The 24,650-nt window shown below is 36.4% G+C and carries 27 protein-coding genes and 6 tRNA genes; 11 read left to right on the top strand and 22 right to left on the bottom strand.

Annotated elements, in window-relative coordinates:
- Positions 1–79: 79 nt before the first annotated feature.
- The 16 genes from QZ659_RS12525 to QZ659_RS12600 all read right to left on the bottom strand — a co-directional run bounded on the left by QZ659_RS12525 (position 80) and on the right by QZ659_RS12600 (position 14,770).
- Positions 80–2,560: a phage tail tape measure protein gene (locus tag QZ659_RS12525; RefSeq protein WP_291726168.1), complete on the bottom strand. Its 2,481-nt coding sequence runs from the start codon at positions 2,558–2,560 to the stop codon at positions 80–82.
- A gap of 208 nt (positions 2,561–2,768) precedes the next feature.
- Positions 2,769–2,915, bottom strand: a complete 147-nt coding sequence (locus QZ659_RS12530) for a hypothetical protein (RefSeq protein WP_291726169.1) — start codon at positions 2,913–2,915, stop codon at positions 2,769–2,771.
- Between the two features lie 2 nt (positions 2,916–2,917).
- Complete coding sequence (locus QZ659_RS12535; protein WP_291726170.1) at positions 2,918–3,676, bottom strand: hypothetical protein; 759 nt, start codon at positions 3,674–3,676, stop codon at positions 2,918–2,920.
- Positions 3,677–3,720: 44 nt separating this feature from the next.
- On the bottom strand, positions 3,721–4,173 hold the full coding sequence (locus QZ659_RS12540) for a phage tail protein (RefSeq protein ID WP_291726171.1): 453 nt from the start codon (positions 4,171–4,173) through the stop codon (positions 3,721–3,723).
- A 55-nt stretch (positions 4,174–4,228) separates the two neighbouring features.
- Positions 4,229–5,713, bottom strand: coding sequence for a hypothetical protein (locus QZ659_RS12545; RefSeq protein WP_291726172.1), 1,485 nt, complete (start codon positions 5,711–5,713; stop codon positions 4,229–4,231).
- A gap of 32 nt (positions 5,714–5,745) precedes the next feature.
- Entirely contained in the window at positions 5,746–6,378 is a 633-nt protein-coding gene (locus QZ659_RS12550; protein ID WP_291726173.1) for a hypothetical protein, read from the bottom strand.
- Between the two features lie 14 nt (positions 6,379–6,392).
- Complete coding sequence (locus tag QZ659_RS12555; RefSeq protein ID WP_291726174.1) at positions 6,393–6,929, bottom strand: hypothetical protein; 537 nt, start codon at positions 6,927–6,929, stop codon at positions 6,393–6,395.
- A gap of 6 nt (positions 6,930–6,935) precedes the next feature.
- Positions 6,936–7,391, bottom strand: coding sequence for a hypothetical protein (locus tag QZ659_RS12560; protein WP_291726175.1), 456 nt, complete (start codon positions 7,389–7,391; stop codon positions 6,936–6,938).
- A gap of 15 nt (positions 7,392–7,406) precedes the next feature.
- On the bottom strand, positions 7,407–7,898 hold the full coding sequence (locus QZ659_RS12565) for a hypothetical protein (RefSeq protein WP_291726176.1): 492 nt from the start codon (positions 7,896–7,898) through the stop codon (positions 7,407–7,409).
- A 10-nt stretch (positions 7,899–7,908) separates the two neighbouring features.
- Positions 7,909–8,199, bottom strand: a complete 291-nt coding sequence (locus QZ659_RS12570; protein WP_291726177.1) for a hypothetical protein — start codon at positions 8,197–8,199, stop codon at positions 7,909–7,911.
- Positions 8,200–8,259: 60 nt separating this feature from the next.
- Positions 8,260–9,567, bottom strand: coding sequence for a hypothetical protein (locus QZ659_RS12575; protein WP_291726178.1), 1,308 nt, complete (start codon positions 9,565–9,567; stop codon positions 8,260–8,262).
- Positions 9,568–9,644: 77 nt separating this feature from the next.
- Positions 9,645–10,082: a hypothetical protein gene (locus tag QZ659_RS12580; protein WP_291726179.1), complete on the bottom strand. Its 438-nt coding sequence runs from the start codon at positions 10,080–10,082 to the stop codon at positions 9,645–9,647.
- Between the two features lies 1 nt (position 10,083).
- Positions 10,084–11,439 carry a coiled-coil domain-containing protein gene (locus QZ659_RS12585; RefSeq protein ID WP_291726180.1) on the bottom strand — a complete coding sequence of 452 codons (1,356 nt, stop codon included), beginning with the start codon at positions 11,437–11,439 and terminating at the stop codon, positions 10,084–10,086.
- Positions 11,440–11,455: 16 nt separating this feature from the next.
- Complete coding sequence (locus QZ659_RS12590) at positions 11,456–11,983, bottom strand: hypothetical protein (RefSeq protein WP_291726181.1); 528 nt, start codon at positions 11,981–11,983, stop codon at positions 11,456–11,458.
- Positions 11,984–11,985: 2 nt separating this feature from the next.
- A complete protein-coding gene (locus tag QZ659_RS12595) occupies positions 11,986–14,358 on the bottom strand; it encodes a hypothetical protein (protein ID WP_291726182.1) in 2,373 nt (790 codons plus the stop codon).
- Between the two features lie 31 nt (positions 14,359–14,389).
- Positions 14,390–14,770: a hypothetical protein gene (locus QZ659_RS12600; RefSeq protein WP_291726183.1), complete on the bottom strand. Its 381-nt coding sequence runs from the start codon at positions 14,768–14,770 to the stop codon at positions 14,390–14,392.
- Between the two features lie 177 nt (positions 14,771–14,947).
- On the opposite strand from QZ659_RS12600, the gene QZ659_RS12605 reads away from it, so the two are divergent.
- The 8 genes from QZ659_RS12605 to QZ659_RS12640 all read left to right on the top strand — a co-directional run bounded on the left by QZ659_RS12605 (position 14,948) and on the right by QZ659_RS12640 (position 16,772).
- Positions 14,948–15,352 carry a hypothetical protein gene (locus tag QZ659_RS12605; protein ID WP_291726184.1) on the top strand — a complete coding sequence of 135 codons (405 nt, stop codon included), beginning with the start codon at positions 14,948–14,950 and terminating at the stop codon, positions 15,350–15,352.
- 4 nt (positions 15,353–15,356) lie between these two features.
- A complete protein-coding gene (locus QZ659_RS12610) occupies positions 15,357–16,241 on the top strand; it encodes an N-acetylmuramoyl-L-alanine amidase family protein (RefSeq protein ID WP_291726185.1) in 885 nt (294 codons plus the stop codon).
- Positions 16,242–16,282: 41 nt separating this feature from the next.
- Positions 16,283–16,355: transfer RNA gene (locus QZ659_RS12615), tRNA-Ile, on the top strand.
- Positions 16,356–16,361: 6 nt separating this feature from the next.
- Positions 16,362–16,436: transfer RNA gene (locus QZ659_RS12620), tRNA-Glu, on the top strand.
- A gap of 4 nt (positions 16,437–16,440) precedes the next feature.
- Positions 16,441–16,522: transfer RNA gene (locus QZ659_RS12625), tRNA-Tyr, on the top strand.
- A gap of 19 nt (positions 16,523–16,541) precedes the next feature.
- Positions 16,542–16,614 (top strand) — tRNA-Gln (locus QZ659_RS12630).
- Positions 16,615–16,622: 8 nt separating this feature from the next.
- Positions 16,623–16,693, top strand: a tRNA-Trp gene (locus QZ659_RS12635).
- A 7-nt stretch (positions 16,694–16,700) separates the two neighbouring features.
- A tRNA-Asn gene (locus QZ659_RS12640) sits at positions 16,701–16,772 on the top strand.
- A 130-nt stretch (positions 16,773–16,902) separates the two neighbouring features.
- Here QZ659_RS12640 and QZ659_RS12645 read toward each other — a convergent pair.
- Positions 16,903–17,424, bottom strand: a complete 522-nt coding sequence (locus QZ659_RS12645; RefSeq protein WP_291726186.1) for a DUF262 domain-containing protein — start codon at positions 17,422–17,424, stop codon at positions 16,903–16,905.
- Positions 17,425–17,491: 67 nt separating this feature from the next.
- Entirely contained in the window at positions 17,492–17,791 is a 300-nt protein-coding gene (locus tag QZ659_RS12650; RefSeq protein WP_291726187.1) for a hypothetical protein, read from the bottom strand.
- Between the two features lie 195 nt (positions 17,792–17,986).
- Here QZ659_RS12650 and QZ659_RS12655 point away from each other — a divergent pair, with 195 nt between their 5' ends.
- Together QZ659_RS12655 and QZ659_RS12660 are read left to right on the top strand one after the other, a co-directional pair.
- Entirely contained in the window at positions 17,987–18,901 is a 915-nt protein-coding gene (locus QZ659_RS12655; protein ID WP_291726188.1) for an amidoligase family protein, read from the top strand.
- 90 nt (positions 18,902–18,991) lie between these two features.
- Entirely contained in the window at positions 18,992–19,240 is a 249-nt protein-coding gene (locus QZ659_RS12660) for a hypothetical protein (protein ID WP_291726189.1), read from the top strand.
- Here QZ659_RS12660 and QZ659_RS12665 read toward each other — a convergent pair.
- From QZ659_RS12665 to QZ659_RS12675, 3 genes are read right to left on the bottom strand one after another with little or no spacing between them, the layout of a single operon-like run.
- Positions 19,221–20,486 carry a terminase large subunit domain-containing protein gene (locus tag QZ659_RS12665; protein WP_291726190.1) on the bottom strand — a complete coding sequence of 422 codons (1,266 nt, stop codon included), beginning with the start codon at positions 20,484–20,486 and terminating at the stop codon, positions 19,221–19,223. The genes QZ659_RS12660 and QZ659_RS12665 overlap by 20 nt on opposite strands.
- Positions 20,404–20,958 (bottom strand): hypothetical protein, encoded by a 555-nt coding sequence (locus QZ659_RS12670; RefSeq protein WP_291726191.1) that lies wholly within the window; start codon positions 20,956–20,958, stop codon positions 20,404–20,406. The genes QZ659_RS12665 and QZ659_RS12670 overlap by 83 nt, the downstream gene beginning before the upstream one ends.
- A 3-nt stretch (positions 20,959–20,961) precedes the next feature.
- Positions 20,962–21,381, bottom strand: a complete 420-nt coding sequence (locus tag QZ659_RS12675) for a hypothetical protein (RefSeq protein WP_291726192.1) — start codon at positions 21,379–21,381, stop codon at positions 20,962–20,964.
- Between the two features lie 90 nt (positions 21,382–21,471).
- Between QZ659_RS12675 and QZ659_RS12680 the strand changes: the two genes are divergently transcribed.
- Positions 21,472–22,839, top strand: a complete 1,368-nt coding sequence (locus QZ659_RS12680) for a DNA-methyltransferase (protein ID WP_291726193.1) — start codon at positions 21,472–21,474, stop codon at positions 22,837–22,839.
- Positions 22,840–22,959: 120 nt separating this feature from the next.
- Here the strand turns inward: QZ659_RS12680 and QZ659_RS12685 are convergent, their stop codons facing one another.
- Positions 22,960–24,456, bottom strand: coding sequence for a site-specific integrase (locus QZ659_RS12685; RefSeq protein WP_291726194.1), 1,497 nt, complete (start codon positions 24,454–24,456; stop codon positions 22,960–22,962).
- Positions 24,457–24,650 lie beyond the last annotated feature (194 nt).

The following is a 24,650-nucleotide window of genomic DNA, read 5'->3' on the forward strand; positions in this document are numbered from 1 at the left end:
GAAGGGTTACGATGTTTTGAGGGAAAGAAAGAGTTATTTTTTATGGTCTAACTTAGGTCTAAAAATCGTCTAAGTTGGTCTAACTTCTAGCATCCTCTAGCTCTTTACGCTCTGTAATATTTCTATGTATTTTCTCTCCGTCCAAATCAACAGTAATGTGATTATGCACGACAGGAGCAGCTTGTGTGCTAGAATTTTGAGGAACAGGATTTTCTAAACTAAACTTAGCAGCTTCTCCAGCATAGTATTGAGCCTGTTTTTCTCTTGCGCTTGCATTATTTATGTTATCTACTTTTTGAGAAAAGGAACTACGGACTTGTTGAGGAGCAATACTTGTATCTGACTGTGCTTGCCCTGCAAATCCTGCTTGAGATAAAGCCATTTGTTTGGCTGCACTTTCTCCAGTATCTCCAATACCAAAAAATCCTGCAATAGCCTCTCCCCCTGGCAGGGCTTTGATAGAACTAACTACAAAAGCTTGGAAAGATTGCCATTGAGCTTTGAAGGCTGTGTACAGATTGGTTACGATAGACGTTCCTATTTTAGTAAACAGCTCTGGCAGCGTAAGCATTCCACCTTTAAACTGGTCGATGTAGCCATTTATTTCTGTAAAGGTATTTACAAAGAAGCTCCCAAAAATAGCTACGTTGTCTATTACGTAAACAATTCCATTTGCTAGTATCTCTAAAGTAGTGGCAACATATCTAATAGAAAGCGTTATAAAATCAAAGGCATAGCCACCTAACTGAGAAAATACACTTACGTCTCCTCCGAGTTTATCTATTGTAAAGCCAAATTTACCCAACAAATCAAAGATAGGATTCAGAGCTGTTCCTACTCTACCAAAAGCATCGAATACAGAACCAAATACATTTTTTAGGTTAGTGAACCGTTCGGCAGCTCCAACAAAAAAGGCTTTTATTCTGACTATCCATGTGCCAATATTTAGAGCAAATTCTCCCAATCCTACCGACTGTAAAGCCTCGTATAACTTTCCACTTAAGGTAAATCCTTCGTTGGTGGCAGATTTCCAAATTTCTATAACAGCGTGGATAGCTCCTCCTACTTTTTGCATAAAACCTAAAAAGCCAGTTGCAGGAGCAGCATTACCTTCTAAAACATTGGTAAAACTTTGATAAGCTTTCACTAAACCATAAATGACACCAGCTACGGCAGCTCCCACAGCAATGTAGGGCAATAGTGGAACGAGTGTAGAAATGAGAGTTCCCTTGAGCATAACCAAAACAGGCTGCACGGCAAGCATAGCAAACTTGACAGCGTGAAAAGCAGAGACAAAACCACCTAAGGCGACTAAGCCTGTACCCAAAGCAGCCACAATTCCAATAATATAATCTCCGATTGGAGAGTGCATTACATTGGTCATCACACCAACAAGCGAGGTAAACCTATCCACTACTTGTTTTATGATAGGTTCTAGCTTGTCCCCTATGCGAATAAGCAAACCATCGGTGGCTGATTGTAATTTTGTAAATGACCCTGCAAGGTTATTGAGCTGCATATCAGCCATACGCTTGGCAGCACCTTCAGAGTTTTCCAATACTTTAGTGTAGGCTTCCATTGCAGCAGCACCTTTGAGAACTGTTCCGTTAGCATCTTTATAGGTAGCATTCATTAGAGAAACACCATTTTTGACTGCCATAGCACCAAAAACAGTAGAGTTTATCATAGTTCGCATCTTTGGTGTCATATTTTCAGAAGCCTTTGTAAGTTGTAATATCATATTTGGCATTCCAACAAACTCACCTTTAGCATCGAACATAGATATACCTAGCTTACCAAATAGTTCTTTCATTTCGGCAGTAGGCTTTGCAAATTTAGCCATAGCCGTAGAGAGAGCCGTCGTAGCCACAGAACCTTGCAAGCCAGCATTACCCATAAGACCAATGGCAGCCGTAGCCTCTTCCATTGGTATTTTGTAGGTAGCAATAGCTCCAGAAAAATATTTGATAGATTCGCCTAACGATTGAACCGTAGTATTAGAGCTTGTAGCAGCAGCAGCCAAAACATCAGCAGCCTTCTGAGCTTCTGAGCCTTTCATTCCAAAAACTGCCATTGCATTAGAGGCAATATCGGCAGCACGAGCAAGGTCTAAATTCCCAGCCGAAGCAAGAGACAACATTCCTCTCATTCCAGCCATCGTATCGGTAACATCAAAGCCAGCCATAGCAAGGAATTTCTGACCTTCAGCAACTTGTTTGGCAGTAAATTCAGTTTCAGAACCTAATTTTATAGCCTGTTCTTTAAGCCTAGTCAAATCTTGAGCAGAGGCATTAGAGACTGCACCTACAGCCGAAATAGCTTTGTTAAACTCCATCGACTTGGAGACAGCCAAACCCAAAGGAGCAAGAAGTGCAGCCCCTGCTCCCATCATCTTAAAGCCAGTACCAATTCCCTTCAATGAAGATTCCATTCTAGCAGCCGTTTCCGACGACACATAGTCTAATTGTTTAAACTTCTGTGTCATCTGTTGGGCTGCATTTGAAACTTCGTCTTTGAGCGTGAAGACTAAACCTATCCCTAAAATATTTGCTGCGTTCATCTATTCTCTACTTATGCTATCCTTTTTATCCTATCAAATTATTCTATCGCTATCCTTATCCTTATGTTTCCGACATCAATGTCGGGAACATACTTTTCTATTCTATCAAAATCACATTACCATCACATAAAAAATGCTTATCTGAACATTGCAAACAAACATTTTATAAATATTTCATTGCCTCAATCACATAAGCATTACATAAAATTTATTTTTCTAACTCTGCCTGTTCCTTCGCTTTCTGATTATTGAGCCAGTCTATCATTCTTATTATTTTCTTGACTGTTTTTTTATAAAATTCTTCTTCTGTAATAGTTATTCCTCCATAATTCACAGAGAGCCAAGTTTCAAACAAATCTACGTCAGCGAAGGGAACAAAAAACCAAGACTATTTACAATATCAACTGTTTGTTTTGGTAGAAAAGCAAGTTCTTTAATGGGATGTGTAAACTCATACGAAGTATTTATCTTGCCTTCTTTTAGATTGACTTGTTTTTGCAGAAAAGATAAATCTCTAGCAATGAGTTTTTTGAGGTCGCATTTGTTTGGTCTTTCGACTTCTTTTCCATCTGTATTTGTATCTATTGTGATGATACGTGGTTTTCTCCATTCCAAAAGTGTATTCAAATGGACATCTTGCAGATTTATAGTTCCACCTAGTTTGTCTAAATCGCCTTGTGTAAGAACTTTCAAACGCACTTTTGCTTTAGAAACAGGAAGCTGAACATCGTATTCATATTCCAAATCATCGTAAGAAGTTATGAGCTTTTCAGGAGCTTGTTTTTCAAAGAAGTCTTCGGTAAGCTCAATTTTATGTTCATGCTTAAACTTGTTTTTTTCTTGGTTTTCCCATTCCAAAACAAAGGCTATTTCTGGGTCGTAACAATCTAAGCGAAGTTGAATCATCAAATCAGTAACATCATTGATAGGCATTTTCTCAATATCAGAAAGTTTGATATTCTTGTTATCGCCTATTCGTTTGACAAGGGCAAGTAACATTTTTGTTTTGTTGTTTTTTGTGCCTTGTTTACTGAAAATTTCTAAATGATTACCTGTGATAAACTCTGATTCTACTTCTACTCCTGATTGGAGGGTATATACTTTTGTTGCGTTCATTTTTTATCTATTCTATTCTTTTTATGAAATTTGATGCAAAGATTTTATAGTGATATTACCTTCATACGGCTTACAGAAAACTCTATGGTTTCATACATTAAGTCAGAAGACATTCGAACGTGGTTATCGACAGAGATTTTAGTTGGGAATATTTCTCCTAAGTCATACGATTTTACAGGTGTTTTTTCATCAGGAGCTAATTGCACCAAAACTGCAAAACGAGCATAAGCTTGGCGAGGTAATTTTAATACGTCTTCGTGCCATTTATCAAGGTAAGCATCTGGACTTCCAATGGGTACGAGCTTTTTTGCAGTCATTCTTCCTAACTTTGCTTTTGTAGGAATTTCTTTATCATATTCATCAGTAGGTCTTCTCATTGTGGCTACCTCAATTTCTCTTTCTGGTATTTGGACTTCTTGAAAAAGCACTTCATCAATACCACTTATTTCTAGCCTAAATTTGGCTGCTGTTAAATAATTTCCTGTATTTGCTGACATACTATTTTTTTTTTATGATTATCATTTTTTTATCAAAAACTTTCAAAAAGCTATTCTACGTTAGAACAGCAGAGGCAGAACTAACACCTTGTGTAAGAACTGTTTCAATTCCAATTTGCTCAAGAGAACCAGTAGGAACTACATAATTTTCAACTTTGTAATTTCCTAGTTGAAATTGAGTCTTATCGTTTAACACGAGTTCATCAAGTGTATTTGCTTCTTGGTCTCCGACCCAAGTATATTCAGTAATTGCTCTGCGTGCTACTAAATCATTTAAGTTTTCCAATGCCTCTCTATGTATTTCACGAATAGTTTGAATATCAGCAGGCTTATCTAAGTATTTATCACCTAATAGCTCTGTCCAACGAAGGTTATAGATTGTCAAATCGCCAATATTTCTTTTGCTAGACAGTTTAGATTTATCTAAGAAAAGCGAATTATTACCATTCAATTTTATTCCTAAACCAGACTTGCGAGAAATAAAGTTGATTCCTGCATCATAAATTTGGTCAAGCTCTGAGTCTGTGAATTTACGAGCATTTAATACATCTCCATCTAACAAACCATAGTCAGCAGCCGAGGCACTCAACCATTGACCGATTGCATCTTTTTTTGTAATGGCAGCCATAATATCAGCCATTGGGTGCAAGTCTATAATTTGAGTAGGGTCTTGAATACTTCTAACTTCAATCTGTCCAATCCAATATTCAGCAAACAATGAATTGATAGGTTGGTGGGTAAATGTCCCTGTTCCTTCTCGTTGTGCAATGGCATTAGCAACCGTAACATGTAAAGGTAAAGGCAAATGAACGGATAGTTTTTTTGCTTCTCCTAGCGCAACAAAGGCAGCATCTACTTCAAAATCTGTATAATAAAGATTGACTAAATGAAAAACTTCGCCAAAATCAAAGTCTTGGTACGCTGCACTTACTGCTGCAACAATATCAGCAGGAAGCAAAGCACTAGAATCTTTTACTCCTGATACAAGTGTTCCTGTGAGAGCATTTGTGAGTGTAAGTGTAGCAGAAATCGACAAGGAAACATTGATTAATTTCTTATTTATATTTATAACTTCTGCATCTGTAAGAGAAACTGGTACATCATAAATATTCTCATCAAACTCAGTTCCTTTTGAGATTTTCAAATCTACAACATTTGCTTTTCGACTTCTTGGAGAGGACGTTTTTACTACAATTCCGTTATAACCTTCACCGACTTCCTTTGCTGTAACTGTCAAGGTTTCTGCTCCAACCGTAATGGCTACACTTGCTTTTGTTCCGACAGTTTCTCCTGCTGTAAATTTATAAAGTGGATTGATGATAAGAATTGCTCCTTTTCGCAATGCACGAACGGCTTCTTCTGCTGTTGGATGTGTAACTTGTCCGAAATACCTAATAAACTCTCTTTCCGTTCGGACTTCTTTTGGCTCATTTGCAACACCTCGTTCGGTTACAACTTGAACGGCAAACTTTGCAGTTCCTAAACTGAATGCTTTTTGAGTATCTTCCCTAAAAGATACGGTAGTTTGTGGTTTTGGCATTTTATTCTATCATTTAAAATTATCAAAATAGTTTATTCGTTGTCCTGCTCGTTTATCGTTTCAATATCTATTTGTTTCAACGTTCCAATGCTATCACTTTCTAATGAGTCAGGAGTTATAAAAACATTTGATACTTGGTATCTAAATATTTTCTCAAAATAATCTCCATCTGAATTATCTTTGAAATCTACTTGCTTATAATCAAAATAGTTTTCTGTTTTTGTAAAGTCTTCTTTTATTCCATTTTTGCAGCCCATTGCGCCAAAAGTGGACAAAATGAGGTTCAAAAGTTTTCTTTCTTCTCTCGTACTATCTGTAACAAACCCTATTTGATAGGTTACATTATAGGTGGCTGGAGGACGTTTGTATTTATTATATGCTGTTTCATTTTTTTGATAACGAACTGTTCCCCAAGCACCAATATCAGCAGGAGAAAGGTCAATCCTATCAATGACAATCTTATTTACATCCACTCTACCCCGTGCTTGTACTGAACCTACACCAAAAATTTCAACCACTTTTTGATTAGTAGTCATTGACATCATTTGAGCTTTATAATCTGATTCTGAAAGTGTAGAAATATCTGGCAAATAGCCATTTTCTACGAGTCTCCTTCGCAGATAGTCGTAAAAAGCTCGGTCTAGTTGTGATAGTTCGAAGTACATTTTTTCGTATTAATTTATTTCACTCCTCTAAGCAAAGCTCCTTTCATTTCTTTAGGTATTTCTGGAGAAGTTAGAATATAGTTTCTCACTTGATTTTTTACGGGTAGCCATACAGGACGAGCTGGAATGTTTCTTTTAGTAGAACCGTACTCGTGAATCGCTGCTATTTTAGCTACGCTCTCTCCGTTATCGTATTTTGCATTCTTAGGAACACCTGCATACGCCACCAAAGAATTACTCACATTGGAAGTTATAGAATTGATATAGGTAGAACTAGAAATCAAAATTTTTTCTGACCTATTTTTAAATCTTCGGTCTCTTTTTCCATCCTTCCTAATTCTTCCCCAACTGCCTCCTAATTTTCTTTTCAGATAAGCAGGACTGAGTCGTTTCCACTCACTCGGTTGCGATTTTATTCTATCCACAGCAAGTTGTTCAGCTTTTGAGGCTATCCTAGCCAAGATGTTTTTTTCAGCTTTAATGAGGTTTTGATTTAAGTTTTCAAAAACCTTATTGACCTTTCCAAAATCTCCAAACTTCCTAACTGGCATAACTCATCATTTTTTGGGTCTGATGTTATCTCTGTAACTTATCCTAACATAAGTCTTCAAATCATTTAGATCAGCCACTTGTGTTACAGCAGTCACTTCATAGCGATTACCTCTCACAGAAATACAATCAGCATTCGGCTGCATTAAAAGCTCTCTGTTTCCATCTACTAAACCATTACTTTCTAGCTGGGCAAAATTGATACTGACATAATGTTCTGACATATCTGTTCTACCCATCTGAGTAAACCTCACTTGTGCATCTTGCTTGGAATCCGAATCTACAATCAGTCCTTTGAGTGGAATATCTGTAAAATTCGTATCGGTATTACTCTCCATAAATGGATCATATATCTGCCCTGCTAAGTGGTAGATAATATCGTTTTTCAAAAAGGTATCTGGAAGATCTTTTTGAAAAGCCTTATCGATTTGACCTAGGTCATTTGGAGAAAGTAAATTAGCCATAACTTCAACTTTTGATTACCATTGATTGACACGAAAAGCAAAAGGTAAACCCTTCTTGCATACTTGACAAATCACTAAAGTAATCCCTAAAAGTGCTGCTGTATCACAAATTTCCTTTTTTAGTGAAGCAAGTAATGTTTCGGTATCCAATTGGATAGAAGAGCCATCACTTGCCTTACTGATATGAAATTCAGCTTCTACTACATCGGCTTTTGCCTTCTTCAAGGTTTTGGCAGAAGCCTCTTCCGAAGTTTCTGTATCTCCTGCTAAAGTTGTAAATGCCTTTCTAAGAACAACCAAATATGCCACATACACACCAATCAAAATAATTTCTTGCTGCGAATAACTCGCCTCCAATTCCACATCTGCATCGTCCTTACCTAAAGGTTTTTGCAGTGTCCATTGGACTTCTGAAATTATTTTATCCAAACGTGCATCTACCGTAGTATCTGAATAATTCAGAAACGGTAAACGGTTTTGGATAATATCTTTGATGGTAAGTGGCATACTTCAGTATTTACTTTTTAGTGGTACTAGAACTTGTTTTGGCAGCAGGTTTTTTATCCTCTGCTTTTGGTTTTTCAACAGGCTTTTGTTCTCTCACAGGTTTTTCTGTGTTGGCAGCTTCTTGTCTATCAAATTCCTCTTTTGACGATTTTGATAACGCCCCACTAGCAATACCTTGCTGAATGACTGCTGTAGATTGAACTTCGAAAATACCTCTACCCACAAGCATTTTTGTTTTCTTATTGCTAGGGTCCCAAAACTGATTGGCGTGAGGGGCAATCGTAACAAATAATGTTTCCATACGTGTAACTTAATTTTATGTAGTAATTGTAAAAAGAAAATAGCACCCATTAGACAGCTTCTAATGGGTGTAAAATTCAGCTAAAAGAGCATCTACATCCATATAAGACGGGAAGCCTGTAGTAGAAAAAGCTGCTGTCTTGTCTAAAATCACCCTTCCATTACGACGAGCAATAGCAAAACCTACATTCATTGAAACAACTCCTACAACCGTCTGATTGACAATGTTTTTATCTTGCTCAATCATAATTCCTGTTTCCTCTAATTTTACCATCGCCTTGTTGGGGTCAAGTAGAAGCACTTGATTTTCAGAAGGCATCGTGAAAATTTCACGAGTAAAATCTTGTGGAACGCCCAGTGGAGGCAAACGAAACTGCTTTGTCTGACCACTAAATCCTTTGAATTCTGGTAGCTCATCAATCTCCATTCCTGCATCTAATCCTGTAATCATACGGCTAGAAGAGTAGGAAAGGCGAGCCATTTGAGCGATGACTCGTTTGATGTCTTTTGAAGAAAATGCTCCTGCCGAATCTACTCCAATCACAGGAGCAGATTCACTCCCATCAGCCATATCTCCACTAATCAAGACTTTCATTGCCATAGCATCGGCTTTCATTGCCATTTGTTCTCCAATATAAGAGAGTGCATCGGCTAAATTAATCAGTGTGGTGCTTCTGAGTACCTCATAGGTCATTTTGATACCTCCCATGAGCTTGGTGGTTTTTGGACGCTTCTGACCTACTTCCACATCTGTGAATTTGGCATCAGCTCCCTCTGCTGTTTCCCCTACAGCACCATTTCCCATAATAATATAAGGGAATGTAGCACGGTCTTGACCATTGGTGCTTTGCGTACGAATAATCCAATTGAGGTGCATTCCTCCTTTTGCATACCCCAAATAAATGGCATCTAAAATAACTTGTGGTAAGAGAAAGGCAAACTCTGGATTGTAATCGCCTCGCTGCGCTCCATACATCGTATGAAAGCTTTGTGCCGTCAGCATATCCATCACTTGAGAAGGATTCAAGGTAAAGCTCTCTTTTCCTGTCAGTTTGCGAGCCATTCCTTCTAGCGTATCTGTTTGAGGATTTACACCAAAGAGTTGTAGAAACTCAAAGGTAGATTCAGCACCATAAAAACTCTTTAAAGCAGCATCTGTTGAGAGATTTACAGGAGCGTGTTTCTCATTTTTTTCATCTGTCCAGCCACTACGCACTTTGTAAACAAAGTCAGTAAACTGTGCAAAACTCTTTCGTGCAGCCTCTGCTGTCTCTTCTACTGCTTTTTGTGAAAGACTCTCTTTATTTTCTCGCTTGGTCGCAAAGAATTGATGGGTTAGCTCGCAGCCAATCGTTTTTTTCTTATCCATATTCAATTAAAATTATTTTAAGCGTTTACATTATTTTTTATCCTATCCTATTTTATCACTATCCAATTCAGATTATCTTATGCGTAAGTAGAAATTCTAGGTGTATATAAAATACCTAAACAAGTATTTGCAGGGTCTGAATTATCCAAAATTACAGCTGCATAATGGTTACCCATATCAGCAATAGCATATACAGGTTTGCCATTCAAGACTGCACCTGTTGATTTGACACCAATGCCATTTGCTCCTAATGATGTTGTACCATCTGCACTTGTAGCATACGTCTCAGCTAGGAAAGCTGTACGAATTCCTACTTTACCATTTTTTGGCAAAGAATCTACAATACCTACATAGTTATCAAGCGTATTGCCTGTGCGAGCAACAACTGTATTAGAAGCACTCAACATTACTTCTTGTCCTTTGATTAAAGTAGAGTCAGTTGCACAATTGAAAGTCATCACAATACCTACACCTGCGTAGGTAGATTTTTGGGTTGATTGAATATCTCCTGTCATCTTATTTTAAAGTTTGGTTTAAGTAAAAATTATCTAAAGCATCTTCTGATGTTGAGTTTTTTGACTCTCGTTCATCAGGCAAATCGGTATGTTCAGAGTTGCGAATTACAAATTCTTGGCTGCCACATTTAGTGCATTTAGGAGTTCCATACGTTCTCATAGCTTCGCCTCCAAATTCTTCTATCAAATCATTAAGGGTATTAAAATCAGACTTGTCAATGATAGCTTCTATGCTTGAAGGAAGTTCCTTGCCTTGCTTGATATAGACTTCTTTGGCATAATTGCGTGTTTTGTCTAAGAGGTTTTTTGAAAAAGTAATCAACTCCTCATTTTCTTTAGCGTGCTTTTGAGCAAGTTCTAACTTGGAGGTGAGGTCTTGGATTTCTACCTTCTTCTTTTCTACTTCTACTTGTAGCTTTGTGATGGTAGTCGTTTTTTCTTTGAGGTCAGATTCAAAAGTTTTTAGTTTTTCTTCTAAATCTGTCATACCTTGCTCTTTTTGGCTTTCTGCTTTTGCAGCAATATGCTCTGCTTCTGATACGATTTTAGCATTGAACTCCCCTTCTTTCCCAAAACCTTTACTATCAGTTCCTGCTTGAGGATTGACCACAAAAGTCATCTTAGCAAAACGACCAATACCTTTAGGCATTTCTTTTTTAAACTCAGCTTTGAAATTTGCTACATTTTCAGTTTTTGCCTTGAGAGCTTTTAGATTCTCTTCATTCAATACCTTATGTGTTTTAAGGTATTTATAAATTATCTCATCATTTTCTTCTCCCAACATCACAGCACAAGGGTCTGCTCCTTCCCAAACTAAAGACTGCTCAAAGACTTCGTCTATTTTAGTAATCTTGAAATGAACAAACTCGCCATTGATGGTCTGTCCAACGTGCCACCAAAAATCCCAATCTTCTTCAAACTCGTGAGAAGGCTCAAACTCAAAGGAAATACCTGCACTCGTGTAGCGAATGCCAGCAGGTTCAGATTCTAATAGCTCTACTTCTTTGCTAAATTCTTTACGAGAAACTTTGAAAAAACCATTCACACCAGCAGGAAGACGAACCCCATCTTGGATGCTCCCCTCATCAAACCATACTTGTACTACTGTACCTACAATTTCTCTAGTAGCCAGTTTATGGTCTAGGCGAAGGACATTTTCTTCCCATAAATGAGCTGCTTTTTGGAGTACCTCTTTAGGACAGTAGGAACAGTTCCATCCACCTGCTCCTATAATAGAGTCAGCAGAGAAAAGCCGAAAGGGAATGTAAGCATAAGCAGCATCAAAGTTTTTGATAGATGGCAGCGTTCCCTTAAGTACCTGCACGTTGAAAGGGCGTTTTGTTTTATTCTTATCCATTTATTTTATCAATTTATTATCTACTCTTTTCAAAAAAAATATGATCATTTATCTTTTTAACATCAGTTTTTACTTCTTTCAATGATTCGGAGATGTACCCTAGACCAGTATTAAGCTCTGTAATACCTTTGCCATAGCCTTCGCTTATTTTGATAAACCTTTCTATATTCAATGAGAAGTTATTTTCTATTTTCTCAATAATAGACTTTAAGTCTTTAATTTCTTTATCAGCAGCCTCTAATTTAGACTTATCTACTTTATCAGCTTCTAACCTAGAAATATCTGATTTAACAGCCTCCAACTTAGATTTATCTACTTTATCAGTTTTAAGTTCAGCAATACTTTTTTCAGTATTTTTTATATCATTTTTTATTGTAATAATATCTTTTTCTATAGCATCTACTTTGCCTTTTACGGTGGGAAACTCTTCTTTAAAAAGGTCTGCTACCTTCATAATCCGATATATCCAAATACCGATTCCAGTATTGGCTAAGAACATAACTCCAATAACGATTGCTCCAACTATTTTTAATTCTGCTTCCATTTCTAATTTATAACAGCTACAATTCTTCCTCTACATTTAGGATGCGCTGCTTGCGCTCCTATACCTGCTGCTTGCCTTTCGGCTGCACTCATACTTTTAAAACTATCAATGTCTATTGTTGTAGCAAAAGGACTTATATCTACAATCTCTTCTGGAGTAGACGATACAAATACTTCTGCTTTTCTGATTTCTGTTGCTACTTCGTAAATATCTCCGTCCATTGCTTGGCAATAAGAACAGGTCAATCTATCTCCTATTTCTACTCGTCTGAACTGCTTGATTTCGGCTTGATGCAAATACTTGATGTGTGCAAAATTTCTTGCATTGGTCATCGTCGTCTCTACAATTCTTCGAATTTGAAACTCTTCTATTTCCATCTGCTCCTGCATCAGCTCAGTAAACTCTCTTAGTGTATCGCTATTTCCAATCTCGCCATCGTTGGCAACATAGAAATCCAAGAGCATTTGTGTAATTCTACGTTTTGCAGCTTCATCAGTAATGAATTTACCCAAGTAGAAACTATCTGATTCTGCCAAATACTCTATCAAACGAATATCTAAAAAATCTTCTACCACTTCTGGAGGAGTAACAAAATGAGCTAAATTTCTTGTATTTTCTGTTTTTTGCTCTTCTTCCTTTGGAAAGATGGATGTGTCTTTACGATATTTTCTATACACCTTCTGTGTATAGTTTTCAATGTCAGTTTGGATATTCTCTGTAAAGAGCGTTTCCCAGTTTTGCTCAAGTGTCAAGAAGAAAATGGTAACTAAATCAGTTTCATTTTGAAGCCTTATAACTTCTATATTTTCCTTGACTAATTTTATCAGCTTCTTACTAGCTGATTTGTATTTTCGCTCTAAGACTTTTGAATAATTACTGGCATTTTTTGTCAAGTAATCATCTCCAAAGTCAGTTCTTCCAAAATCTTTTTTTTTAGATAATGATACATCCACATCCTTATCTGGATTCGTATTATTATCTGGTTCAACCTCTACTTTCGGAGACCGAGTTGGAGATTCTTGCTTTATTCCAGATGCTTTTTCGTAACCGAGTTCTTGCGCTGCCATATCATCATCAATGATTCCAGCAGTTACTTTACTGATAACATTGCTAATGCGTGTGGCTTCGGTTTGCGCTTCTTTTAAGCTATCGCCAATCAAAGGTTTTTCAAAAACTACTTTTACCCAGTCTAACTTGGTAAAACCTTGTAACTTCAAATGAAGTAAGAAAACATCACTTAAAATGGAGGCAACTGTTTTTTGAATACTATCAATATTACCTATCAAAACTTGTAAAAGAACTCTTGCAAAGGTTTCAGAGGTATTGTTATTATGGTTCATAAATACACCGTCTGTATTCAGACCATTATTCAGCAGTCGATTGATGATTTCAAATGCCTTTTCTGCTCCTCCAAAATTGATGTTGGTAGCATTCATTTTGAATTCCGATGCTGGAACATACTTCTTGTCGCCATCCAAAGTTTTAAAACCAACAGCAAAACCATTGTCAAGTCCTTGCTGTATTTCTCTTCCTGCTTGATAAATATGGTCTTCACATCTTTTATAGTACGCTTCATCTGTTTCTCCTTTTTCTTGAGTAGGTGCTGTAATTAAAACCTCCAAAAACCCCATCATTCCTAGTTTTTTGATGATGATTTTGAAGTTCTCTAACATATCCTTTTGCGTGATGATGTCTTCTATGGCTGATAGAAGCATTGGTACAGGATAAGGACTTTCGTCTAGCTGATTGACACACTCATAAAAGAAAGTTTCTTTTCTCAAGATAATTTCAGACTTTCCAGCAATGCTTACATTTATCTGCTTTGGAATAAACTCATCTGTTTTTGGATTGTAATTGAAACGAATATTGGTGATATCCAAAATAGCTAGTCTCTTTACTGCCGAAGCATAAGGATTTCCAACCAGCACGCCCTCCACAGCAATACCTCCTGCATACATTACCGTTCGGATAGCATTTCTTGTAAAAGCATCTATCTTGGCATCTCTTTCAAAAATGCGTAGCGTTTCCATGATGTTTTTTCTATCCCTTTTGGATAGATTATCTGGCAATTCGATTTGATAAGACGTTTGAGCAAGTGAAACACTATTGTTTACAGCTCTACCTACATTCCTATCATAAACAGAAAGATTTTTTAAAATAGGAATCCACTCTAAAGCAAACTCTGGATAAATTTCTCGTTCCTTATCTCCAAATCCAAAACCTTTAGTAGAAACAGAAGAACTACGAAGACCACCACTGATTGGATACTTAAAGCTCTTTATCTCTTTCTCGCTTCCTTCTTGGGCTACCTTCTTACTCTCATCCTCGCCCTGCTTTTTTCTCCAAAAAAATAGTTTTTCTAATCCTTGCAGCATCTTCTGTTTTTACCTTAAAAATTTCGTCAATTTACGCTTGCGCCTCTTTCTTCTTATTTCTGAGCTTTTGAATAGAGGTCTTGAGTTCCCAAACAGCATCCAAAACACTCACAGCATTTTCTGCAACTTCCTCTACACCATCATCGATAAGGTCAAGGTCTTGCTTGAGAAACTCTACCAGCTCTTGACGTTGTTCTTTTTCATTGATAAGATGACGTTGTTCGTATGCTTTTTTAGCATAAAAGAGTTTGGTTGACTTGGGAGCTAGGTTCATTAGCTCTTCAAAAATCTCCTCAGCTTCAATTTCGCCATCTTCGAAGACTCTATCCCCTGACTCTGCTACATCACACACAAAAGAAGCTGTCTGTTTCATTGCGTGAATATCTTTCTCTTGCACTTCTTTCTCTGCCATTTTCTTAAAAAATTAAGTGGTTTATTATAAAATTTTCAATAAAACTATCTATCAGATGTAAATTTGATAAAATTATTTGAATTATTTTTCAAATCTCATAATAAAAAGCAAGTATTTTTTTAATTTTATCAAAAAAAATATTGATTCATTGAAAAATCTTCAAAAAAATAGAAAGCTATGCCTGAAAAAGAACGAAAAATAAGGAGCTATGAAAGGATGGCGAATCTATTCTCTTTACAGTTTTCATTTGCTCAAGTAGTTGATGAGATGATAAAAGATTTGTTTTTAGTGGTAGAGATAGGGACAGGAAAAATACTTATCGTAAACAAGGCTTGGGAAGATAGACTAGGTCTTGACTATGTGATGATGACTGGCGATTGCTTTATTGATTATGTAGCAGAAAGAAGCAAAGAAGAAACATGGGCATTATTTACAGGAGAAAAAAAAGGCGAAGTGTCAGACTTTGAATTTAGTAACTATTATAAAAACGCTGCTGGAGAAGATGTGCTGTTGGAATGGCATAGCGCAGCCGATACAGAAAGAAATATTGTTATTGCAACAGCTAGAATTATAAAAAAATAAAATTATGATTTGGAGAAATATAAAGTCGCTATTGATTTGGTTTGGGTTTTTAACTCAAAAAAAAGAAGAAGTTAAAATTATCTATGTTCCGATTGTTATTTCTGATGAAGAGATAGGAGAAGATACAGAAGATGAGAAAGAGCTTATTGAGGTTTTGATTGAAGAAACTGAAAAAGAACAACCAAAAGAAACTAAAGAACCAAAAATACCTAAAAACGGAGATGTTATCATTTGGCGATTTGGACACAGCTTAAATACAAGTGGAAAAGAAACTCCAAAACAAGATGATGGAACTATCATCAAAGAATACACGCTCAATAAGCAAATAGGAACAAAAGCGATTGCCGAAGGAGATAAACTAGGGTATGAGTCTATCATTGCCAATCCGTATGACTTTGAAGACCCAAATGAAGACAGGGCTTTAGATATTGTAGTAGGGCATATCAATAGAATCAATAACAAAGCTCTAACAGAAAAGAAAAGAGTAATCTGTATTGATTTACATTGTAACGCTCATCAACCCAATAAAAATAAAGTAGAGTTTACTTCTGCTTCTGGAACAGTAACTTTCTATTTTGAGAGAAGAATAAAAAACGCTGAAGGAAAAGAGCTTGTACAGTATAGCAAAAAAGGAAAACAACTTGCTATCTCCATTCACGAACAAATGGTCAAACGAACAGGCTTACCAGATCGTGCGTGGAGTTTTAATAGAGGAAAAGCTGTAGGAGCAAATTTTCAAGCCCTTAGAGAAACGCTTTGTGTAACAGCAACAGTAGAATGTGCTTTTATGACGAATCGTAGCGATTTGGAATACTTAAAAAGTGAAGAAGGACAAGCTACGATTGCTAAGGCTATTATTAAGGGAGTTGACAATTACTTTTCTTTGTAAAAGGAACTTTCTACATTTTGATAGGGTTGATAGAAGCACATAAGATGATAGCTCAGTCGGTAGAGCATCTGTCTGATGCACAGAAAGTCATAGGTTCGAGTCCTATTCATCTTACGATTTGCTCCATTAGTCAAGTGGTTAAGATACTCGGCTTTCTACCGAGTGGCAAGAGTTCGAGTCTCTTATGGAGTACCACAATGGGAATGTTGTAGATATGGCAATCTGCACCAGACTGTAAATCTGGAGCTTCGGCTTTCTAGGTTCGACTCCTAGTATTCCCACAGCATAAAAAATACATATTGCCTTGTGGTGTAATGGGTAACACGTCTGACTTTGGTTCAGAAGAGTTTAGGTTCGAACCCTAACGAGGTAACAAAATAAACGCCTTTAACATAGTGGTAATGTACTGGTCTCCAAAACCAATGACGTGAGTTCGATTCTTACAGGGCGTGCAATAACGAGAGAGTAGCTTAGTGGTAGAGCAATCGGCTGTTAACCGATAGGTCGTAGGTTCGAAACCTACCTTTCTCGCTAGAATATAACAATGAGGTATAGGTCAAATGGTTAAGATATTACACTGTCTCTGTAAACGGAATGGGTTCGAGTCCCTCAATCAGCACAAAAAACACCTTTCAAACTTACATTTTTGAAAGGTGTTTTTTTATACTTGAGCATTTCTATACTCAATAGCTATTTTTAAATCTTCTTCTGTGTGTACACTGCCTCCTGTGTTCATCCCTAAGTACCAATCCACAACTTCCGTTTGAGTTTGTAAATTGTTGATATTCATTTTGAAATATAAATCAGAACCTTTTAGCATTGTATCTGCATCTTCAAACTCGTTGTAGAAATATCCAAAGGTTTTTACTTCATTTCTCAAAAATCCTAAAATGGCACTTAGTCTTTGTTTCCCATCGACTAACTCAAAATTTAGGTCGTTACTTGCCGTATCATACGCTGGGCAGTTCCAGTAAATATCTCTGCCTGATTGTCCTCCTTTTAATACATATTCTACAAACTCTGTTTTTTGTTTGTCGGTCCAAACGTAACCTCTTTGATAAGCAGGGTCTGTATTTACTTCATAATCTTTTCCTTGTCTTTCTAGCCATCTTTCTAATCTTCCAAAAGGAACATGTGTGTGGTAGTTTGTTGTGGGTAATTTTTTAATGCTTGAAAATTTCATTTTGTTATTTTTTGAGGTTCAATTTACATTACTGTACACGACAACGTGTATGAAGGGTTACAGTACTTTAGTTATATATCTGAAAGTATCTATCTGATGCAAATTCTATTTCTTGGTGAGCAGCTCTGAACATCTCACTTTTTCTAAACTCTGATTCTTTCCAAAAATACCCATTGTTTACTATCTCATATTTTTCTGAATTACGCATCAAGAAGATGGCAACATCTGTCAATGTGATAGATCTTTCATACGCTTCAAACTGCTCAGCTAACTTTTCTTCTAGTTCTACAGAAGAACCCAAATGTTTTACTAAAATAGCTTCGTGCTGCAAGTCTTCATGGATGTAGGTGATAATAGTTGTTGTCATTTTTTTATCTGTTATGGTTAGCGTTTTAATTACACTACTCTACACGATAGTTGTTTATATAGGTTGCAATAAAACAGATATATTTTTATATACTTTAATATTACAATTATTATTTATTTTATTACTTTGTTTCGTAACCATTCAGAGGGTGTGTCGTGTAGAGTGTGTAATTCAACTACTTAAAAAACAATACACATGATAGAGCAAATATTAGCCTTACAGACAACCAAAACCGAAAAAATAAAGCAACTTTTAGAACTGGGATTTACAAGGACACAAGTAGCCGAACTTATGGGAGTGGGATATGGATTTGTTCAAAATGTATATGCTAAATACGTTTCAAACCAAACAAGCACTAGAGGCAATACTAAATTTAAACCTATCCATTTCAACAGACAGTTTGGAGTAGAAATAGAAGCCTATAATGTAACGAAGGCAAAATTAAAGAGAGAACTTATCAAATTAGGAATTAGAGTTGAGATTGAAAATTACAATCACACCACCAAAACGCATTGGAAAATTATAACAGATGCCAGTATCAGAGGAGCAAACGGATTTGAAATTGTCAGTCCGATTTTGAAAGGAGAGGACGGACTGGAACAACTTAAAAAAGTCTGTCAAGCTCTTAAAAACTGTAATGCCTATATCAACAAAAGTTGTGGCTTGCACATTCATTTTGATGCGAGTCAGTTCAAACTAAAGCAATTCAAAAATATCCTTTTAAACTATGCCAGTTTAGAAAATGTGATTGATATGTTTTTACCCAATAGCAGAAGGGCAAATAATAATAATTATTGCAAATCCATAATCAACCACAAGTCAGCCATAGAAAATGCTTCTACCATCCATCAACTCACGGCTGCCATACCACAACGCTACAATAAACTCAATACAAAATCATATACAAAATATAAAACCATAGAATTTAGACACCATTCAGGCACAGTAGAATTTGACAAAATTCATAACTGGATAGTATTTTTACATAACTTGGTGGAATATTCAAAAGATAAAAGAGTAAGCCAAGTACATTTTGAAACTCTCAAAACCTTTAATCAACCAAAAGTTTATACGTATTTAAACAATCGCAAGGAAGAACTAGCAGCCTAAAACCTAGCTATGACCTAGCTCAACCTATCCTAACTTAGCTTGCACCTTGCTTATACCTTTCTCAACTAACCTCAATACTACCTCAAAACTATGAAAACCTACATAACTAGCGATGATGACCAAATCATAAAAGCCTCCTCTGCTTTAGACATTGTAAATCAACTTAAAAATGGAGGCAGATTTACAGCCGACCAACCCCCACAAGAATACATAAGAGAATTTGCTGAAAGAATGAAAGAATATGATGGAAGTCAAATTCGCTCTGATTCGGTAGAGCATTTTGTAGAAGATTTACTTTCCATTAAATATCTCAAGGAAATCAGCGACCTCCAAAAATAGGCATTGGCTTGGAGACTGGCTTTCTATTTAGCTCTTCAAACTTTCTATACGCCAAAGCTAATGCACACACGGTATCATCATGTTTTCCAGCAGGAGCAGAGTAGCGAGTGGAAGTCCGTGTATGTTCGTATTGAAAACTATCTAATTCATACCTCAAGATGCCATCAGGGAAACCTAGAGCTTGCTGTTGGATGCCGACAGCCAAGCCCTCCATCAGTTGTTGCTTGCTCTTGCTTGAGAAGTGATAGCCTTCAGCAAAGTCAAACACATCTTGAAGTTGCTCCACGATAGGGTCGCCCACTCCTGTGCTATCTACGAGCATCTCAATATTTTCAAGACCTTGCAATTTCCTAAGTGTCGTTTTCCACGGAGCTTGCCATCTTTCAAAGTAAGCAAGGTGTCCATCTTCATCTAATCCAATGACTACGGTATAGTCTACCGACTTGGCAAGGTCAATTCCGTAGCATACAGGAGGTTTTTTGGAAAGTGAAGGCACAAGGCAAGCAGCAATGTGACTAAGCCCAAATGGATTCCCTCCATCGTCTGGAGGTTCTACCAAATACAAGGCTTTGAACTCCATTTCAGATATATCTTTCTTAGCTTGCTCTACCTCTTCTAGCGCAAGCACTCCTGCTTCCACAGCATCGTAGGCTGTAATCTTGAAGTATTCAAACTCAGGATTTTCTATATCCTTTCCTTCATTTTCTTTGGTGTAAACTTTTGCTTTGGTAATCAGCTCACCGTGCCAGGACTTAAGACCTACACAGTTACCAATAAATTTGATTTTTCCTTTTGTTTTGGTAACGACCGAACGAATGGCTATCCAAGCCGCTTCCTTGGCTCTAGTAAACTCATCGAAGACAATTGCTTGCACATCATCACCATACAAAGAATCTGGATTGTCGGCAGACTTAAACCAGATATGTACGCCATTGGGTAAGGTAAGTTTGAGCTTGGAGATATTGACCTTGAAAAAATTGGGCAAGGTAATTTGAGACTTCATTCGATTAAAAGCAATCTCGGCTTGTGAAAAAACAGGCGCAACCCACCAAAAGTTATCTCCTTTCTTGCCTTGCAAGGCTTGTTCGAAAAGCCATATAATATGAGAGGCTGTTTTTCCTGCTTTAGTAGAGGCTTCCGTAACTGTATAGCGAGCAGGGCTATCAAGAATCGCCTTCTGATAGCTCGTTATCCACGGACGTTTGTAACGGAATGATAATGTTTTGCTCCCCTTCTTGCTGATCACTGGTTTCTCCTAAATCTAATGTTATCTCTATCGTTTCTGTGTGCTCAGTCTTGGCACTAATATGTATTTTCTCTTCGTATAATCCCTCTAAACTCGCTATATCTTTCAAAACACCTAGAGCTAAAGTGTATCGCTCTCTAGCTTTCAATTCCTTGTCTTCCAAAATGCTTTTATACATGCGCATTCGTGTAGCAATATGAAATGACAGTCGTTCTTTAATCGTTTGCTCAATGGATTTTTTAAATAAATCCAACGCCCATTGAACATAAGTATAAGGCTGGCGAGCTTTCAAGCCCCACATAGTGCGAATCTGACTCATAATATCTTCTACACTATTGCCCTGCATCATCCATTCTGCCACCATCCGAACTCTTCTCTGTTTCTCTACTTGATCGACGGTTCTTTTCGCTCTATTCTTTGTTTTTACTGGTTTATCAGTTACTGACTCCTGTTTCGTATCATTTTTTGCCATTTTTTATGCTATAATATTTCTAATCACTGCCTCCACTCGGCTCAACAGCTCACATTCAATATCTACTCGTTCTACTTTCTTTAGATACTCCTCTAATTCATTGCCCTTATAAAAAGGAGGACTAGGGATAGGATGTCCTTCTTGCTTTTCTTTTAGAATATCCAATTCTTCTTTGATGTATTTCTTTAAAGCAACAGGATCATTTTTTTCTGAGAAGGCAGTCTCAATAATCCTTTTGATTCTAAAGAGCAGCTCATACTCTATTTTGTACCTATCTGCCTGTTTCATATAGAAATGAATTTCTACATCGGAGAGCATATTCGGATAAGGTAGAGGATAGCGTTTACTTTTCTGAGTTATTAGTTCTATCTCAGTATGGATGTAATCAAAAATGCGTTGCCCTTGCGATATTTCATTATTCATAACTATATTTTTAATAAATTAGCTGTATAATTACAAATTTAATAAAAATAGTGTATTATTATTATCAATATCATAATTAAAAAGATAGCTATGCAGGAGAAAGAAATAAGAGATAGGATCTTGAAAATGGAAAAAATAAACTGGCAAGAGCTGGAGTTTATACAACAAGAAGATTTTAAAGAGCTTCCTAAAACGGAAAGACAACGTCTCAAAGCCAGTTTTGTAGAGAATAACTTTGCTGATCCCTTCAAGATATGGGAAGACCAAGACGGAAAAAGGTATTGTTTGGATGGCAAACACAGAACGCTACTTTTAAAGGAACTCATTGAAGAAGGAGTAGATGTGCCTTTACTACTTCCTGCGCTCTTTATGGAGTGTGAGGATAAAAAAGATGCTGCTCGTTTAGTTTTGGTGTATTCATCATCGTATGCTAGTATTACCTATGATGGAATGAATGCCTTTGTGCAAAATTATGATTTAGAGCTTAGTGAGCTCAAAGAGTTTATCAACCTTCCCAAACTCTCCTTTGACAAACTAGAGCAAAAGTTTGATTATCATAACCTCAGTGATACAACCAAAGAAGAAGAGGAGGAAGACCCAACAGAAAAAATGGAAGCACTCTCCGATCTAGAATTATGGGTACAAGCAGGAGATATATATGAGTTGGGAGGCAAGCATCGTCTGTATTGTGGTTCATTCAAAGATGAGAAAGAAGTGGCTATACTTATGGATGGAAAGCAAGCCAGAGTCGTATTTACTGATCCTCCTTACAATCTACCTACTAATTTCTTTAGTGGAAAGGGAAAAGTAACCCATACCGATTTTGCAGAGGGAGCAGGAGAGATGTCAGATGATGAGTTTGCCTTGTTTATTCAGCAGATTTATGAAACAGCTGTAAAACATAGTGTGGATGGAGCTATTATTTATTTGTGTATGGATTTTAGACACGCTTGGCACGTTTGTCAAGGAGCTTATCCAGTTTTCAAAACAAGAGAACCCAAGCAGTTATTGGTATGGAATAAATCACAGGCTGGCAATGGCAGTTTTTACAGAGCCAAGCACGAGCTTATTTTTATCTATAAAAAAGGAAAAGCAAAACACACTTCTAAACTAGGACTAGCTGACAGGTTCAGAGCTAATGTAGTAGAATACCCTATTGCCAGTAGTTTCTCCAACCCAGATAGAGAGGTATTGGAAAATCATCCTACGCCAAAGCCTGTACAGATGGTTTCAGATGTGTGTCTTGATGTTTCAGATGAAAAAGAAATTATTATTGATTGGTTTATGGGTTCAGGCACTACTATTATGGGAGCAGAAGCAACAGGTCGTATTGCTTATGGAACGGAAATAGAACCAAAGTATGTCCAATTGATTCTAAATCGTTACCACAAAAAATATCCTGACCAAGAAATCAAGTGTTTAAACAGAGAGAATGTAGAAATGAAGTGGACACTTTAACTTCTAACATTCATTTTTTTTTGAAGTGCTAATTTTTAGCATGATCTATTTTCTGAGGTAAAGAAAAAAAATAGCTTGAGCATACTGTCTCAAGCTATTTTTTGCAGTATATTGTAACTTTTACCAAGAAATAGTATGATACATCCCTTTCAATTTTTCTATGGGAGAAGTATCTTGAATCACAAAACCTTTTTGTTCAAGACTTGAAACAGTATTCTCAGAGAGTGGATAGGAAATGGTTAGCTTTCCCTGCCCTGCTTCATTGGCTTTTAGGATTTGATTTGTCAGCTCTTCAAGATTAACTTCTTTCTGGACTTGCTCCATTTTTTTTGAACCATCCTTACTATCTTTTTCTTCATTATCGTTATTCCACGTTTTCAAAAGTTGGTCGTGTTGGAAAGTATCAACTACTTTTGCATAAATCATAGTTTCTTCAATTCTTCTATGACCAAGAATTTTTTGTAAAACTGCTAATGGCATTCCTCTTTGTAAGCTAAGTGTTGCAAAAGTATGACGAGCTTTATGGAATGTAAGCAATTCATATTTTGGAACAATAACTTTCACAGGTTCTCCTTGTTGGTAAACTATTTTTTCTACTGGAGTGTCAATTTCGGCTATTCTTCCTAAATCCTTGAGATAAGCATTCAGCTTTTGATTGGTTATAACAGGTAAAAAATGCTTGTTTTTTTGGGAGCGCAATACATTGTATTTATACTTATTCATAATCTCAACAGCTTTATTGGATAAAGCTATTGAGATTTTTTTATTTGTTTTTTCTTGTATTAACTCTAATATATAATTACCCTCTACTAATTGAATATGGTCTAAAGTTAATTTTTCTATGTCAGAGTATCTTAACCCTGTATAACAAGAAAATAAAAAGCAGTCTTTTGTTTTTTCTAGATATGATTCAACTTGTATATCTTCTATTTTTTTTAACTCATCTTCATTAAGAAAAATCATCTCTGCATCAACCTTTTTTATTTTTATGGATTTATAATAAGGGTGTACATTTGCTTCATTTCTCTCACAGAAAGCAAAGAAGGCTTTTATAAATCCATTTCTTTTTCCTATCGTGCTAGGAGCATTATCCAAATCATAAATACACCAATTAATAAACTTTGTATGAGTAATCTCATCAAATGTTGATAAATCTATTTTTTCCTTCTTTTCTCTTTGATATTTAGAAAACATACGTTGTAAAGTACGGTATTTATATTTTGTACTTCTTGAGCGTCTCTGTGAAATCAAGTGTCTCTCAAATAAATCGAAATAGTCTGCCATAGAGATTTTCGTTCCATTTATTAATTCTTTTTTCTCTTTTGGTTTTACAGCACTTCTAAGTTCTTGAACAGAAGGTACTTTTCCCTTAGCTATAAATTGTTTGTAATGGGATTCTACACTTTCACAGAGATTGTTTAATATAGAATTTGTTTCAATTTGGAATGGGTGCTTTTTGTTTACCCTTTGTTTTTTTTTATCAAAATGTTCTGGTAAACATCTTTCTCCAGTAGTCATCATTAAACGTTTTCCTTTGTAGGAAAAGAAAAGCATGAGTTTACAAGCCCCTTGTTTATTAGGCTCATTTTCTATAATATAGATATTTGCATTTGCCATACATTCGTGTTGTTTTAAAAGGTAACACTCAATCGTTAATGGTAATAATTTAGGTAACAAAATCTAACAACAAATACGACTTTTTATGTTGTTAAGTTTGAGTAAATATACCTAAAAACACGCTTTAAAGCAAAAGTAAAGGCATATACGGGTGTATATGCCTTTAACTCTGTGGAGCTGGTGGGAGTCGAACC

Source organism: Bernardetia sp. (assembly GCF_020630935.1).
Classification (GTDB): domain Bacteria; phylum Bacteroidota; class Bacteroidia; order Cytophagales; family Bernardetiaceae; genus Bernardetia.